This window comes from Pseudomonas batumici (assembly GCF_036585405.1).
Taxonomy (GTDB): domain Bacteria; phylum Pseudomonadota; class Gammaproteobacteria; order Pseudomonadales; family Pseudomonadaceae; genus Aquipseudomonas; species Aquipseudomonas batumici.
In genome coordinates this window covers 4,318,111-4,334,635 of the sequence record NZ_CP144470.1, presented here as the reverse complement: position 1 = coordinate 4,334,635, position 16,525 = coordinate 4,318,111, and the positions used below count along the sequence as shown (strand labels likewise).

The 16,525-nt window shown below is 62.8% G+C and carries 9 protein-coding genes and 1 pseudogene; 3 read left to right on the top strand and 7 right to left on the bottom strand.

All coding sequences use genetic code 11. From position 1 onward, the window contains the following. Nucleotides 1-49 precede the first annotated feature (49 nt). Together NUH87_RS31310 and NUH87_RS31305 are read left to right on the top strand one after the other, a co-directional pair. Nucleotides 50-889: pseudogene (locus tag NUH87_RS31310) on the top strand (MCP four helix bundle domain-containing protein); the annotation flags it as partial. After that, complete coding sequence (locus NUH87_RS31305) at nucleotides 872-1,744, top strand: methyl-accepting chemotaxis protein (protein WP_422393949.1); 873 nt, start codon at nucleotides 872-874, stop codon at nucleotides 1,742-1,744. The pseudogene NUH87_RS31310 and the gene NUH87_RS31305, both read left to right, overlap by 18 nt. A 53-nt stretch (nucleotides 1,745-1,797) precedes the next feature. On the opposite strand, the gene gbcB is transcribed toward NUH87_RS31305, so the two are convergent. Then, nucleotides 1,798-2,898, bottom strand: coding sequence for a glycine-betaine demethylase subunit GbcB (gene gbcB, locus NUH87_RS19590; protein ID WP_338522343.1), 1,101 nt, complete (start codon nucleotides 2,896-2,898; stop codon nucleotides 1,798-1,800). 284 nt (nucleotides 2,899-3,182) lie between these two features. On the opposite strand from gbcB, the gene gbcA reads away from it, so the two are divergent. Then, nucleotides 3,183-4,478, top strand: a complete 1,296-nt coding sequence (gbcA, locus tag NUH87_RS19585; RefSeq protein ID WP_338522342.1) for a glycine-betaine demethylase subunit GbcA — start codon at nucleotides 3,183-3,185, stop codon at nucleotides 4,476-4,478. Nucleotides 4,479-4,547: 69 nt separating this feature from the next. Here gbcA and NUH87_RS19580 read toward each other — a convergent pair whose 3' ends face one another. From NUH87_RS19580 to dgcB, 6 genes are all read right to left on the bottom strand, one after another. Then, a complete protein-coding gene (locus NUH87_RS19580; protein ID WP_338522341.1) occupies nucleotides 4,548-5,792 on the bottom strand; it encodes a metallophosphoesterase in 1,245 nt (414 codons plus the stop codon). Between the two features lie 10 nt (nucleotides 5,793-5,802). After that, complete coding sequence (locus tag NUH87_RS19575; RefSeq protein WP_338522340.1) at nucleotides 5,803-7,671, bottom strand: hypothetical protein; 1,869 nt, start codon at nucleotides 7,669-7,671, stop codon at nucleotides 5,803-5,805. Nucleotides 7,672-7,891: 220 nt separating this feature from the next. Next, nucleotides 7,892-11,344 carry a GMC family oxidoreductase N-terminal domain-containing protein gene (locus tag NUH87_RS19570; protein WP_338522339.1) on the bottom strand — a complete coding sequence of 1,151 codons (3,453 nt, stop codon included), beginning with the start codon at nucleotides 11,342-11,344 and terminating at the stop codon, nucleotides 7,892-7,894. 1,188 nt (nucleotides 11,345-12,532) lie between these two features. Beyond that, entirely contained in the window at nucleotides 12,533-13,303 is a 771-nt protein-coding gene (locus tag NUH87_RS19565; protein ID WP_338522338.1) for an electron transfer flavoprotein subunit beta, read from the bottom strand. Nucleotides 13,304-13,318: 15 nt separating this feature from the next. Next, complete coding sequence (locus NUH87_RS19560; protein WP_338522337.1) at nucleotides 13,319-14,539, bottom strand: electron transfer flavoprotein subunit alpha/FixB family protein; 1,221 nt, start codon at nucleotides 14,537-14,539, stop codon at nucleotides 13,319-13,321. Continuing rightward, nucleotides 14,539-16,482, bottom strand: a complete 1,944-nt coding sequence (gene dgcB / locus NUH87_RS19555) for a dimethylglycine demethylation protein DgcB (protein WP_338522336.1) — start codon at nucleotides 16,480-16,482, stop codon at nucleotides 14,539-14,541. Before dgcB ends, NUH87_RS19560 begins: the two co-directional genes overlap by 1 nt. Nucleotides 16,483-16,525: the final 43 nt, after the last annotated feature.

Genomic DNA, 16,525 nt, shown 5'->3' with positions numbered 1-16,525 from the left:
AAACCTTCATCTGCGACAAATACGCGCAGGGACTTAAGACTTTAGTCGAATGACCGATAGGTCATTAGAACCCGTCTCAAAAACCGCACGGAATGCGTCCTCTTCTCAGGTAGCCACCATGTCCCTACGCAACATGAACATCGCCCCGCGAGCGTTCCTCAGCTTCACCCTGATCGGCGCCCTGATGCTGATCCTGGGGATATTTGCCCTGAACCAGATGAGCAAGATCCGCGGCGCGGCCGAAGAGCTCAGCGCCAACAGCGTGCCGAGCATCAAGAGCCTCGACGACCTCACCCAACTGACCCTGCGCCAGCGGGTGTTGTCCTATCGCCTGCTCACCAACCGTGCAGCGGACGAGCAACAGAAAATCCTCGACCTGTTCACCCTGCGCAACCAGCAGATCGGCAAGGCCCAGGCCCTTTACGAAAAACTGATCAACAGCCCGCAAGAGCGCACGGCCTACGACCAATATGTGCAGGTGCTAGGCCAGTACCGTCAGCTCGAAGAGCGCATGAAGAGCCTGTCGCGCAATAATCAGCTCAGCGAGCTGACAACCCTGATCAATACCGAATTGCTGGCCAACTCCGAACAGCTCAACAACGTGCTCGCCAAGCTGGTGGAGATCAACACCCGGCAGAGCGACGACTCTCATCAACAGGCCAGCGACGATTACGCTTCGGCGTTCGATCTGGTGGTGAGCCTGCTGGTGGTCGCCACCGGCCTGACCTTCCTGTTCGCCTGGCTGCTGACCAACAGCATCACCCGCCCCATCGCCGACGCCCTGAACGCCGCCGAGCAGATCGCCGAAGGCGACCTGACCCGCCCGATCAAGGTCGAGGGTAGCGATGAAGCCGGTCGCCTGTTGCAGGCCATGGCCAAGATGCAGCAGAAACTGCGTGACACCCTGCAACGTATTTCCGGCTCCGCGACCCAGCTAGCCTCTGCGGCGGAAGAACTGAACAGCGTCACCGACGAAAGCGCCCGTGGCCTGGTGCAGCAGAACAACGAGATCGAGCAGGCCGCCACCGCCGTCAATGAGATGACCAGTGCCGTGGAAGAAGTCGCGCGCAATGCCGTGAGCACTTCCGAAGCCTCGAAGAATGCCACCGCCTCGGCCGGCGACGGTCGCGACCTGGTGCAGGAAACCGTCGGCGCCATCGAACGCATGAGCAGCGATGTGCAGAGCACCGCCACGCTGATCGGCGACCTGGCCAAGGAGTCCCAGGACATCGGCAAGGTGCTCGACGTGATTCGCGGCCTGGCCGACCAGACCAACCTGCTGGCCCTGAACGCCGCCATCGAAGCGGCGCGGGCCGGGGAAGCCGGTCGCGGTTTTGCCGTGGTGGCGGACGAGGTCCGTGCCCTGGCGCACCGTACCCAGCAGTCCACCAGCGAAATCGAACGGATGATCGGCAGCATCCAGGGTGGGACCGAACAGGCGGTGAACTCGATGCGCAACAGCACCGATCGGGCGGAATCGACCCTGAACATCGCCAAGGGCGCGGGCGTGGCGCTGGACACCATCAACACGGCCATCATCGAGATCAACGAGCGTAACCTGGTGATCGCCAGCGCGGCGGAAGAACAGGCCCAGGTGGCCCGCGAAGTGGACCGCAACCTGGTAAATATCCGGGATCTGTCGGTGCAATCGGCGACCGGGGCGAACCAGACCAGCGCGGCGAGCAGCGAACTGTCGCGCCTGGCGGTGGACCTGAACAGCATGGTGGCGCGGTTCAGTCTGTAAACCTCAAGATCGCGCCGGCCCCCTGTGACAAGGGGGCTGTCGCGGTCTTTCTGTCAGTACTCGATCCGCACATCACCCTTCGGCACGCTGCAGCACGAAAGGATATAGCCCTCGGCCACATCGTCGTCGGTGATCCCGCCGTTGTGCTCCATGTCCACTTCGCCAGCCAGCTTGAGCACCTTGCAGGTGCCGCAGATGCCCATGCCGCAGGCCTTGGGAATCATCAGGCCAAGCTTGGCCGCCGCGGCGTGCACGGTTTCCCCCGGTGCCACGCGAATGCTCTTGCCCGTGGCGGTGAACTCCACCTGGTGCAGGTCCGCGGCATCCACTTCCGGCGCGTCGGCGGCCTCGGCGGCCTGCTCCACCGCGTCGGCACGGGCCTCCGGCGGCGTCGCGCCGAACGACTCCTCGTGGTAGCGCTTCATGTCGAAACCCGCGGCTTCCAGCAGGCGCTTCACCGCGTTCATGTACGGCGTCGGGCCGCAGCAGAACACTTCGCGCTCGAGGAAGTCCGGCGCCATCAGTTCCAGCATCTTGTGGTTCAGGTAGCCGCGATAGCCGGCCCAGGGCTCGCCCAGGCCATGCTTTTCACAGATCAGGTGCAGGCTGAAGTTGTCGATCCGCGACGCCATGTGCTCCAGCTCGCGGTGATAAATGATGTCTTTCGGCGAACGGGCGCTGTGGATGAACACCATGTCGACGTTGCCATTGGTGTCGTAGAACCAGCGGGCCATGGACATCACCGGGGTGATGCCGACGCCGCCGCTCAGGTACAGCGCCTTCGGGCTCGGGAAGTCGATGGCGTTGAACAGCCCCACCGGCCCGTGCACCGCCAGCTCCTGGCCTTCGTGCAGGGTGTCGTGCAACCAGTTGGAGACCTTGCCGCCAGGCACGCGCTTGATGGTCACCGAAAAGCTGTAGGGCACCGACGGCGAGCTGGAAATGGTGTAGGAGCGCATGATCGGCTGCCCCTCGATTTCCAGCTCCAGGGTGACGAACTGCCCCGGTTTGAAGAAGAACATGATCGGCTGGTCGGCCATGAAGCAGAAGGTGCGTACATCCCAGGTTTCCTGGATGACCTTCACGCAGCGCACGATATGCCGACCATTGGCCCAGGTCTGGGTCGTTACCGGATTCAGGAAGTTGTTCGACATATTGTTCTCCACCGCCGACTGTCGGCTCTATGTGAGTGATTCTGCGCAAGGGCCGAAGCGACCATTTACCTATCCGCGACATTGGCATGCTTATCGCGACCAGCCCATAACGACCGGGGCTTGCGCGTCGGGAACGGATTCGGCCATGTCGTCCATGGATAAGATTAGGGTCGCTGCCAGCCCCACACTCCATCGCAAATGATCTGCTGTATTTTCTGTCTTGCGTCGCAACCGTATCAGCCACTATTCGCCGGCCACACCGCATGGCCATGAGGACCAAATCGATGGACATCACCACAACCCTGAGCCTGGGCGATCCGCTGGAACCCGCACGCAAGGCCACCGCGCAAATGCTGCAAGAGCGCGAGCGTACCTTTTCCCTGCCACAACCGTTCTACTCCGATGAGCGGCTGTTCGAAATCGATATGCAGGAGATCTTCCAGAAGGAATGGTTGATCGCCGGCATGACCTGCGAAATCCCGACCAAGGGCAACTACATCACCCTGCAGATCGGCAAGAACCCGATCATCGTGATCCGCGGTGCCGACGGCGTGGTCCACGCCTTCCACAACGTCTGCCGCCACCGCGGTTCGCGGCTGTGCACCAGCGACAAGGGCAAGGTGGCCAAGCTGGTCTGCCACTACCACCAGTGGACCTACGAACTGGACGGCCGCCTGCTGTTCGCCGGCACCGAGATGGGCGCCGACTTCGACATGAAGCAGTACGGCCTCAAGCCGGTGCACGTGAAGACCTCCGGCGGCTACATCTTCATCAGCCTGGCGGAAAACCCGCCGCCGATCGATGAGTTCCTGGCTACCCTGAACCACTACATGGAACCCTACGACATGGAAAACACCAAGGTGGCGGTGCAAACCACCTTGATGGAAAAGGCCAACTGGAAGCTGGTGCTGGAGAACAACCGCGAGTGCTACCACTGCGGCGGCTCCCACCCGGAACTGCTGAAGACCCTGCTGGAGTGGGACGACGTCACCGACCCGCGCGCCGACCAGGCGTTCAAGGATCATGTGGCCGCCTCCGCCGCCGCCTGGGAAGCCGAGAAGATCCCCTACGCCCACGCCAGCTTCGGCCTGCGTAACCGTATCGTGCGCATGCCGCTGCTCAAGGGCACCGTGTCCATGACCATGGACGGCAAGCAGGGCTGCGCCAAGCTGATGGGCCGGATCAAGAACCCGGACCTGGGCTCGATGCGTATCCTGCACCTGCCGCACTCGTGGAACCACTGCATGGGCGACCACATCATCGTGTTCACCGTGTGGCCGATCAGCGCCCAGGAAACCATGGTCACCACCAAGTGGCTGGTGCACAAGGACGCGGTCGAAGGCGTGGACTATGACGTGACGCGCATGCGTGAAGTCTGGGATGCGACCAACGACCAGGACCGTCGCCTGGCCGAGGAAAACCAGCGCGGCATCAACTCCACGGCCTACCAGCCGGGCCCGTACTCGAAGACCTACGAGCTCGGCGTGGTCAACTTCGTGGACTGGTACAGCGAGCGCATGCTGAGCAACCTGGGGGCGGAGCCTGCGCCGTACCTCAAGGGTGTTCCGGTTCACGGCTGATGGCGTGACAAACATTTGCGGCGAGGGGCTTGCCCCCTCGCCGCAATGATCAATCAGCCTTGTTTCAGGTCAATGGCTCGACGACCACCTCACCGACCCATCCTCGCCGATAAACTCCTCGACAATCTCCTCCCCGCTCAAGCGCACCCGCGCATAGCCGTTCAGCACCCGCTCCGGGTATTCGTCGTCCATGGCATTCTTCGATTCGGAAAACAGCACCCGCTCATTGCCGTCCAGCTCGCTGGTCACGCCATAGGGAATCGCCCCATGCCCGGCACAGCGCGCCTTCAGCCCGCCTTGTTCGGCATAGACAATCCCGTTGTGCAGATGCCCCCAATACCAGTAGTCCGGCACCCGCCCCAGGGCATCGCAGACCGGCTGGTACAGCGCCGTCTGATGCTGCGCACCAATGTCGAAGCCCTGGTGATGGCTAAGCACCATCAACTTCTTGCGTTTGGGCAAGCCTTGCATCCATTGGATCTGCGCCTCATTGAGCGCACCGTCCATATAGAGGTTCATCGCGTCCGAGGCATAGGCCGAATCCAGCCCGACAATCAGCCAGTCATCGTTGTACAGGGCAAAGTAGCTGGTGCCGTTCTGCACCGGGAAACGTGCCTTGAGTTCGGCGAAGTAGCCGTGGGCACCGCTGTACATTTCGTGATTGGAGTTGAGGGTGAACGAGCCGAATTTGCCTTGGGGCCAGCCCTTCATGTCGACGTTTTCCTGGGACCCGGTACCGGCGTAATAGACATCCCCCAGGTGAATGCTGAAGTCCGCCTCGGCCAACTGCATCTGGTTGGCCACGCTGACCGCCGGGGCATGGCTGTCGAACGGCCCGGTTCCCCAGTCGCCGGCAATCGCCAGCACCACCTCGCGCTCCATCTTGACCAGCGCCGGGGTGGTGGCGAAGGGCGCGTGATGGCGCAGGTTCTCGATCCACTTGATCAGTGCCTCGCTCCAGAGCAGGTCCAGCAGCTCCCATTTGCGACAGCCCAGCAGGGTGCCGTCCTTGAGTACCTGGGTCGGCAGCTCCTGCTCCGACTTCGGCAAGGGACTGGCGCTGCCCAGGTGCAGGATCGACAGGCCATGTGACAACTCCCAGGGCACCGCGGGCCGATCGCTCGGCAACTCGCCATGTTCGATGACGTACTGCGCCTGGTCGTGACCGCGCTGGAGCAGATCCTGGATAGCCCGGAACTCCTCGGGCTCGATGTCGCTGACGAGTTTTTTCCAGGACAACTCCAGGCGCGCCTTCAAGCCGCTGAGCCGGACGAAGATTTTCGCAAGTTCATGTTCCAGATGAGGCAAGTTCATGGCTGTCTCCCTACAACGTCTTCATGAATTCGATCAGCGCCCATTTCTCGGCGTCGGTCAGTTGGGTCCCGTACAGGTGTCCCGTGTTGTGGTTGCCCTCCAGGCGTGTGTCGTAGCGGAAGTAGCTTGGCGCCTGGACCAGCGGACCGCTGGTGACGAAGCCGACCTTGACCGGGTCGTAGACATCCGAGCCGGTGTTGAACAGCACCGGACGTTTATCCGGGGTCTGCAACAGGTCCCACAGGCTCGGCACCGAACCGTTGTGCAGATAGGGCGCACGCATCCAGATGCCATCGGTGGGGGTGTTGCTGTAGCTCTGGGTCTTGCGGTAGGCATTGAAGTCGAACGGCGGCGTCTTGAAGCTGTGGAACGCCTGCACCAGGCCGGTGGTGAAGGAATCCAGGCGATGCGGGTCGGTCCCCAGTTGGTCGATGGTGGTGGTGACATGGCCGGTGTCGGCCTTGCCGAACTCATGGCAACCCGCGCAGTTGCTGTCCCAGATCGGCTTGCCCTGGGCCACCCGCGCCTGATCCACGGCGAACGGCCAGGCCGGCGCCTTGGTGTCCAGCAACCAACTGGTGACGCGGTTGAAACTGTCCGGCAACACCGACTGCGGCGTCGCGCCCACGGCCATCGCCGCCGCGTAGTTGCGCTCGTGGATATCGTTGTTATTGCCGTCCCAGTGCAGGTACAGCGACTCCCGGGGCTTCTGGTTCCAGATCTGCGGCAGGTCGACGGTGCCGATGGTCGAGTCATCCGGGAAACCGAAGACCACCATCTTGGTCGGGTTGAAGGTGTCGGTGCGCCCGGGGCCTTGTGCGGGACGCAGTTTCTGCCAGGCGTAGGCCTGCTTCTGCTTGAGCAACGCGCTCTTGGCCATGGGGATGATCAGGTAGCGGTTGTACAGGCGCTCGAAGAAGCCCAGCTGGAACTTGCCGTTGATCGCCGCCATCACCGCATCGGTAGTGAATTTCGGGTCGCTGGCACAATCGTAGGCGAACCATTGGAAGGCCTGCAGTTGCAGGGTATTGGCCGGCGCCATGGGCACCGGCTTGGCCACATCGTCGGCCGAGGCGCGATAGGAGCCGGTGTGGCACAAGGCGCAGTTGGGCTCCACGGTCGGGTAGCCGATCTGCCGCTTGGCCATGCCGATGGGCAGGTCGCGACCGTTTTCAAAGAGAAAGCCGAACGCTTCCCAGCCACCGGGCTTGGGCATCTTTTCCGGGCACATCTGCGGCAGCACGGAAAACAGGTAATAGGGAATCCGCGCCTCGATGCCCAGGCCGATGGCGGCGTACTTGAAATGCTCCTCGTCGGTGGCGAATTTCTCCTCGGGCACCACCCGCAGCATGTTGTACCAGGTCTCGTAGCCGATAAAACCCAGCACCAGCAGGGTGATCAGCAGGCCGACCCGAAAACCGTGGCGCTGCCAGCGCACTTCCCAGCCGTGACACCAGGCCCGCCAACCGTCGGCCAGCAAGGCCCAGGGCCGGTTGGCCGGCGTACTGCCCAGATAAAGCGTGAGGCCCAGGACCAGGAACATGCCCAGGTCGCCGTAGAGCATGGGCACGAACACCGAGGGGGTGTTGCTGGTGTCGATCAGGTAGATCCAGAACACCACGGCGATCAGCCGGCTCAGCACGCACAGCCAGGAGTGGATCGGGAAACGCGGGGCGTTGAAGCCCGACGGCAGGTAGAACAGGCTGATGCCCACCAGCAACATGCCGGCATTTTCCAGCCAGGGGTCCGACAGCACCGGCGGCAGGCCGACCACCGAGGTCAGCAGCGCCGGGGCGAACAGGGCCGGCAGTGCGAACACCATGTTCATCACCACACCTACCCAGATGAAGCGTTGAAACCAGCGGATGTAACTGTCCATATCACCACCCTTCCCTGTTATGCAGGAGCACCTTTCTTGCGACCAACGGGCTTATTTGTGGCTAGAGCCCTTATTGTGGCGAGCGGGCTTGCCCGCGCTCGGCTGCGCAGCAGTCGTAAAACCGATCACCTCGGTTTACCAGACACACCGAGTTCTCAGGTTTTAGGGCCGCTTCGCGCCCCAGCGGGGGCAAGCCCCCTCGCCACAGGCTGTGCGTGCTTCAGCCCTGCGCGGTTTTCTCCAGGTGATCAAGAATCAGCGGATACACATCCACCACCGCGTTCTTGCCGAACATGCAGTCGATATGACCGTAGCCCGGCACCACATGGCGGCTGTACAGCTCGGGGCCATGCAGCGCGACCAGGCGGTCGTAGGTCTTCTCGGTACTTTCCGGCAGGTAGCACTGGTTGTCGGCACCACTGATAAAACAGATCGGCAACTGCAGCCGGTTGAAATGTGGCATGTAGACATCGTTGCCCTTGAAGTCCACCAGGTGCCCCTTGCGACAGATCAGCGCCAGGTGCTCGAAGGTCTGGATATTCGAGCTGCCGAACAGCTCGTGCAGGTTGTCGTGCAGGGTTTCGTTGAGGGTGTCGTGACGGTACAGCGAGGCATACATGAAGGTGATCCGGTGACAGACCGGGTTGGTGCAGTAGCCCTGGGCCTCGATCCGCGCATAGACATTGAGGGCCTTGTCATAGAGCTTGTTGAACCAGCTTTCCTTGCTGTCGGCATAGGCGGTCAGCGACTTGACACCCAGCGCATCGAGCCCCCCCGGCAGGTGTAGACCGGCCTTGATCCCGGTCGCCGTGGCCACCACCGTGTCCGCGGCGATCTGCGAACAGACCACCGAACGCACATCCGCCAGCCCCGCCAACAGCGACATGAAGAAGGTCGTGGCGCCGTAGCAATGCACCACGCACTGCACGTCCAGGGCACCGGTCGCCTGGCGAATCTGCGCAATGGCCGCCTTGTAGTCGTACTGGGCGATCTGGTCGCCGTTCCACTCCTGCTTGCTCGCCGGCAACAGGATGCTGACCCGAAAATCCAGCAGCCAGACGTCGTATTCGTGCTTGCACAGGTACTCCAGCAGATTGGTCTGGATGGTGTCGGTGGAGAAGATATTCGAGCCCACTCCCAAGCCGTGCACCAGCATCACCGGGCCTTTGCTGCCGGCCTGGTAACGGGTCAGGCGCAATTGCACATGGTCCTCGGTCTCGAAGAAATGCACCGTCGGCACCGGCGCATCCAGCGGCCGCTTGTGCCGGGGCGGTGCATCCGGGTTGAAGTAGATATCGCCGGCAAACACGCCGCCGTAGCTCTCCCAGAGAATCCCGGCGAAGAACTTGCCGAAACGCGCCAGGGCTTCGATCCGCTCGCGCTCGCTACGGGCATTGAGCACCTTCATGGTGGTCATCTGCTTGGCGAAGTCGGCGGGCTCGATATGCATGACCCCGGAGCCGATCACCGTGCCGGTCTTGTCCGGGCCTTGATAGAGCGTGACGTAGAGGGTGCTGGTGTCCGGCCAGATATTCAGCACGCCGTTGTCTTCGGGCACCGTCTTGAAGGCGCTGAAGTAATAGTCGCGGCCGTCCTCGGCGGTCAGTTTCATGTCGTAGTTCATGTGGCGCACGCCGACCTGCTGTTCGTATTGCTCGAACAGGTTGAACACGCCGTTGCTGGCCGTCAGCGGATAAGGCGAAAGCGCCGGAGCATTGAGGGTGCCGACCAGGGTCGCGGCATGCGCCGGCTCCTTGATCAGGCGATTGAGGTCGTTGGCGGTGATGGTCAGGGTGAACTCGATGGGCGAGTTCTGCGCCTCGCCGCGCTTGGCCGCCGCCTGGTAGAGCGCAAGGTCAGTGCCCTGGGGCTCGGTGAAGTCCCGGGAGAAATAGCCCTTCATGGTTTCGGTGAACTGCACCCCCAGGGTCGGTGGCGCCACCGGTTTGCGCGGAGCCGACGGCAGGCGGTAGTCGATGACCCAGCCGCGATCGGCGGCCAGCAGGCCCATGTTGCGCTCGCTGACCGCGGAAATGGTCAGTAGCGGATTGACCGCCAGCGAGGTCGGAATCACCGCGCCATCGGCCACGTACAGCCCCGGATAGACCGCGTTGCCGCTGGTGCCACTGAACACCTGGCCCTTGTGGTTGACCACGCCCTGCTCGGCACCCTCGCCCATCACGCAGCCGCCCAGCGGGTGCACCGAGACGATGCTGTGCTTGAGCAGTTTGGTCCAGATCGGGTTCGGCACCCAGACCCCGCCCAGGGCCTTGGTCGACTGGCGCAGGCGGTCGTTGCCGAGTTTGAAGTTTTCCTGTTCGCCCACTCCCGGCCAGTCGATGCGCAGCTGGTCCTTGTCATCCAGCAGCATGCGGCCCTTGCCGTCGTCGTGGCTCATGATCAGGTAGGTCTGCATATTGTGCAGCGCGCCGTAGTACGGGCCGCGCAGGAAGCTTTCGGCCTCGCGGGCCTTGTAGTGGAGTTGGGCGTTGAGGCCCTTGTCGGTGGCCTCGCCGATCAGTTCGGCAAACCCCGCCATGGCCGGCACCATGGGCCGCCCCAGCGCTCCTGGAATCGAGCCCTCTTCGATCACCATGCGGCTGCGCCAGTCGCCTTCGGTGCGCATGTCGATGATCGAGGTGATGCACGGACCGACCGGCTCCATCTCCTTGGCCGAATGAGCACCGAAACCGATGCCGTTGATGGTCTGTTCGCAGTTGTGGCCAAAGCCGAGGATATCGCCGTTGCCGCTCATGTTTTCGCCAAGCTGGTCGGACATCGCCACGCCTTTGCTGCGCGAGCGCAGGAGGATTTCCGTGGAGCCCAGGGTGCCGGCGGAGACCACCACTATGTTGGCCCTGACGAACAGCGTCGGTGCCGAGAATGCTTCCCGGCCGCTGTCCAGGTATTGGAAGTGCACGATCCAGCCGTCGCCGTCGCGCTCCAGATGCCGCACCTCGGCCTGGCAGAAAATCTCCGCGCCATGGTTCCAGGCATCCGGCAGGTAGTTCATCAAGGTGGTGTTCTTGGCCTTGTTGTTACAGCCCGAGACGCAGTCGCCGCACTGGTTGCACGGCAACTGTTCGACGCCAACATGGTTGAGGTTGTTGGGCAGCTTGTCGAAGGTCACGTTAATCGGCGGCGTGTAGAAATGCGCTTTCTCTTTCAGGAAATCCGCCGACTTGCGGTTGGCGTCCAGCTTGGGCAATTTCGGCCCGGATGCCGGATAAGGATTGGGCTTGAGCATTTCCCGGGCCCGCGCATAGCCTTCGGCAAGCAGCGTGTCCCGATGCTCGCGCACCGCCTGGGGCCAGCGCGGGTCATCGAAGACACCCGGCTCCGGCTCCAGGGACACGTTGGCATTGATCAGCGAGGTGCCCCCCAGACCGCAACCGACCACCACGTTCTGCTGGGCATTGACGTGCAGGTCGAACAGACCGGTACGCGAACCGATGTGGCCGTCCGGGTCATGGACCTGCAACTCTTCCGTCGCCGCGACCATGGTGTTGGGGTATTCCCCCGGCTGGATCTCCCGTCCGCGCTCCAGCAGACAGACACTTTTCCCTGCACGCGACAGCCGCGACGCCGCGATGCCACCGCCATAGCCGGAACCGATCACGATGACGTCGTAGCGTTCCTTGATCTCACTGATGGGTGTCGAAATCCGTGTCATGGTTATTTCCTCTCAAGGCTGGGTCGGGCAACTCTGCGGTTGCCGCTACAGGGGCAGACGGTGATGCCACAGGCGAACACACACGGGCTCCACGTACGAGCCGGTTGTGCACAGGGAGATCGGAGCGCGCCGGCGCCAGGGTAGACGCTATAGGCGAGCGCGCTGATTGCGGGCATGGCGATGAATACGCCGGGGAACCAGGGCACTGGCTCGGGCCACGGCGTTGAGGCCGGGGAGTGGCGGTGGACGGTGGTGCGGTTGGCGACCCATCAAGCGTTCTCCCTGAACCTGATATGGAAGCGAATAACGTGGTGTCCTTGTGGGATGAGTGAAGACTTTGGGCAGGGGGGTGTCAATAAACACCCTTAGAACTGTATGAAATTTGATCTATAGCGCTGCGCGCTATAAGAACCGGGGCCTGGCGACCTTAGCGAACAACTTATCCACAGAGCCACCCACAGCAAATGTGGGCAAGTGGCGGTTTATGCGGCGCCGATGGAGGCGGAATCTGAATAAAATCCGTGACTTATTCAGAAACCCCTGTTCAGGCAGGGATTGATCATTTTTTAACCTTGTCTTTGAAAGCCATGTATTTAAAGGCCTGTAGAGGACCGCGAACACCTTATCCACAGAAAGGCCAACAGACTTTGTGTGCAAGTCGGCGATTTATCCAGGGATCTGTGGAAAACCGCTGAAAGCCGCGAAAACAGAAGGTTTCAGAACGATCAAATGCAGCAAAAGACGTGTTTGTATATTTTTTGATCAAACCTTTGCAGGCCTTATAAAACAAGGCCCACAGGGGATAGCAAACATCTTATCCACAAAAGCGCCAACAGACTTTGTTAACAACTGGCCGCCCGCACGAAACCCTGCAAAGCCCTTATCCACATAAAAACTCGAATAAAAACCGCCAGTTAGGCTGATCATTTTTCGTACTAAGGGCTACAGGGGTTGATCTGCGTGGGGTGTGGCGATGCACAAACACCTTATCCACAGGCCGGCCCACAGTCTCTGTGGACACTTGGCCGTCAGGCAAAGGTCTGAAGTGTCAAAGGGCAGGAAATGATGCCATCGAACGTCGGGCGACACGCTTTCCACAGCGCACCCTGTTCTGGCAGTAAAGAGGTCTTGGACTGATGCGTTGATGAGGGAGCCCTCGCGGGTACTCCCCCCGAAACCGTGCCGTTTTCAGCGCAGCACGCCTTCCTCGATCAACAGCTTGAGAATCGCTTCGGCCCCGGCTTCGGCGCTGACGCCCTTGAGCAGCTGCCCCCCGCCACCACTGGCCTTGGCCGTCGCCGCCTTCATCCGGTCGGCGCCGCTCTTGGCCTTGATCACCTTCAGGCGCTTGGGCCGTGGCTTGGCCGGTTGCAGCAGAGCACCTGTGAATAACTCATCTTCCAGCACCTCTACTTCCTCGGCGTGGAGCACACCGCGCTGCGCCGGACCGTAGGCACTTTGCCGAGGCTTGGGCGCGGCGTTATCCACCGTGGCGAGAAACGGCAGACGGACCTTCAAGCGGCGCCGCTGCCCGCGAGGCAAGGCTTGCAGCACATGGGCGACGCCATTGGCGATGGACTCGACCTGGGCCAGCCCCACCACCAGCGGCCAACCGAGGTTTTCCGCCAGCAGGAACGGCAGCATGCCCGAGCCTTCGCCGGTTTCCGCCTGGCTGCCGGTGAGCACCAGCTGGGCCCCGGCATCGCGCAGATAATCGGTCAACACCGGCAACGCATCGGCGCCGGCCGGTTGTTCCAGCACCCGCAACTCGTCCAGGCCCATGCCCAGGTAAGCCCGCAGCGCCGGCTCCGAGACATCGCCGGCATGCACCACCTGCAAGTTATCCCCAGCCAGTTGCAAACCCAGTTCCACCGCGCGGGCATCCTGCTCGGCGCGACGGGCGCGGCCGGAGGTGGGGTGGGCACCGATGGACACCAGGCTGATTACATTCGTACTCATGACGTCATCCCTACCTTAAGCCGCATCGCGCTTGGCGCCGTTGCGATATGCCGTCACCGCCGCGATCAGGGCGCGGAAGATCTCGCTGCTCTCGCCGATCACCGACAGGTCGGCACGCTTGATCATGTCGCAACCCGGATCGAGGTTGATCGCCACCACCTTGTCGCAGGCACCGATGCCTTGCAGGTGCTGGATCGCCCCGGAAATCCCCACGGCCACGTAGACCCGCGCGGTGACCCAGGTGCCGCTGGCGCCGACCTGGCGATCGCGGGACATGAAGCCATCGTCCACCGCCACCCGCGAAGCGCCTTCGGTGGCGCCCAGGGCCGCCGCCGTTTCATGGAACAGCGCCCAGTCCTTGACCCCGTTGCCGCCGGAGAAAATGAATTCGGCTTCGGCCATGGGAATCGCCCCCGGGTCCACCGCCACCGCGCCGAGATCCTCGATACGTGGCAGGCTGCGGGCAATGCTTGTGGATAACTCCACGGGCAAGGCTTCGTGACGGGTTTCGCTGACCGGCTCGGCACATTCGGCGGCGGCCAGGATCAAGCGCGCCAAGGGGCGCGCCAGGTCCTGCAGACCGGCACCGGCGCGACCGATGCACTCCTCGCCCTTGACCTGCCAGACCCGCGTGGCCGGGCGTTCGCCCAGGCTGGCGGCAAACCGCCGGCCCAGTTCGCCACCACCGCTGCGGCTGTCCGGCAGCAACCAGTGGCGGGGATTGAACTGGTTATCCACAGCCCGCAGGCCCTGGACCCGCTGTTCCGGTGAGTAACCGCTGAACTCATTGCCGTCGAGCACCAGCAGGCGGTCGACGCCGGCGGTTTCGAAGGTGGACTCCTTGTGCTCGCCAAAGACCACGGCCAGGACCGCGCCGTCCTTACCCGCCATCTGGTGGGCCAGGCCCAGCAGATCGCGGTCGTGACTGCTCAGGCGACCGCCGACCATGTCCGGCACCACGCTGATATAGAACGCCGGTTGCGGTACCTGGTGCAGCGGCAGTTGCACTTCGACGCTGGCCGAACGCTTGGTCGCGCCGCCCTGCTGGGCGCCGCTGCGGTCGATGCGCTTGATGCCGTTGGGGCCGATGAAGCCGACGCCATGGACATTCTTGCGGATGATCCCGTTAGGTCCCATCCAGCTGTATTGTACCGGTTGCATGGCCGCGTGCAGCGGGTGCAGGCGGTTGCGGGCGATCCACTCGGCGCGGGGGTCCCGGCGGATAATATCGCTCATCAGTGCACCTCCGCGGGTTCACGCTTGGGGGCTGGTTTGCTCGGTGCCGCTTCTTCAAGCAGGGCGTCGGCCACCAGTTCGGCAAGGTCCTTGATCAGGGGACGCGGTTCGACCACGCCTTCGAGCATCGCGGTGCATTGCGGGCAACCGACCGCCACCAGTTCGGCGCCGGTTTCACGAATGTCTTCCATGCGCATGTCGGGAATCCGCTGCTTGCCGGGAATATCGGTGATCGGTGCACCGCCACCGCCGCCGCAGCAACGGGAACGGAAACCGGAACGCTGCATTTCCTTGACCTCGATCCCCAGTGCCCGCAGCACGTCACGCGGCGCTTCATACTCGCCGTTGTAGCGGCCCAGGTAGCACGGATCGTGATAGGTCACGCTGTCGCCCTTGTGCTGCCCGAGGTTCAAGGCACCGGCACCGATCAGTTCGGCCATGTAGGTGCTGTGATGCTGCACCAGGTAGTTGCCGCCAAAGGCGCCGTATTCGTTTTTCAGCACATGGAAACTGTGGGGATCGCAGGTGACGATGCGCTTGAAGCTGTACTTGGCCAGGGTCTGGATATTGCGTTTGGCCAGCAGCTGGAAGGTCGCCTCGTCGCCCAGGCGCCGGGCCACGTCACCGCTGTCGCGCTCTTCCAGGCCGAGCACCGCGAAGTCGACCTTGGCCGCCTTCAGCACTTTGACGAAGGCGCGCAAGGTGCGCTGGTTGCGCATGTCGAAGGCACCGTCGCCGACCCAGAACAGCACGTCGGTGGTTTTCTTCTCGCCGAGCACGCTGAGGTTCAGGTCCGCCGCCCAGTTCATCCGCCCGCCCGGGGCGAAACCGCCGGGGTTGTCGGTGGCGATCAGGTTTTCCAGGACTTCGGCGCCTTTGTTCGGCGTCGCGCCTTTTTCCAGGGTCAGGTGACGGCGCATGTCGATGATGGCATCGACGTGCTCGATCATCATCGGGCATTCCTCGACGCAGGCGCGGCAGGTGGTGCAGGACCACAGGGTCTCGGCGTCCACCAGGCCGTTGACGATCGGTTGGTGCGGGTTGCCCGAATGCTCGCCGATGGCTTTTCCAGGGTACGGACTGCCGGCGAAGTTGGCATCGGTGCCACCCGCCAGGCCGACCACCATGTCCTGGATCAGTTTTTTCGGGTTCAACGGCTGGCCGGCGGCGAACGCCGGGCAGGCGGCTTCACATTTACCGCACTGCACGCAGGCGTCGAAGCCCAGCAGTTGGTTCCAGGCGAAGTCCTTGGGTTTCTCCACGCCCAGCGGCGCTTTCGGGTCGCTCAGGTCCAGCGGCTTGAGGCCGGTGGAACGGCCACCGCCGAAGCGTTCGGCACGGCGGTGCCAGGCCAGGTGCAGGGCACCGGCGAAGGCGTGCTTCATCGGGCCGCCCCAGGTCATGCCGAGGAATAGCTCGGACACGCCCCACAGCACACCGATGCCGAGGATCACCGCCAGTACCCAGCCGCCGAAGTCTTCCGGAAGGATACCGGCCACCGGCAGGGTCACCAGGAAGAACGACGCCGAGAAGGCCAGCAGGCTTTTCGGCAGGCGCATCCACGGGCCTTTCGACAGACGCGCCGGCGGGTTGCGGCGGCGCAGGAAGACGAAGATCGCGCCGACGAACATCACCGCCGACATCAGCAGCAAGGCATAGCCGAGGATCTGGTTATGCAGGCCGAAACCGTGCACCAGGATCGCCAGCACGATAGACGCCACCGCGCCGCCGGCCGTGGCGACGTGGGTGTTGGCAATGTATTTGTCCCGCGCCACTACATGGTGCAGGTCGACCATATAGCGCTTGGGCATGGCGAAAAGGCCGCCGAGCAGATCGACTTTCGAGGGTCGACCGCGACGCCACATGGCGATCCGCCGCAATGCGCCGAGGACGCCAAGGCCCAGGGCGGCAAACAGCAGGATGGGAAGAAGGGTGTTCAACATGGTGCAGCTCCCAAAGACCTCGGGGCTCGGCAGGAGCCGATCG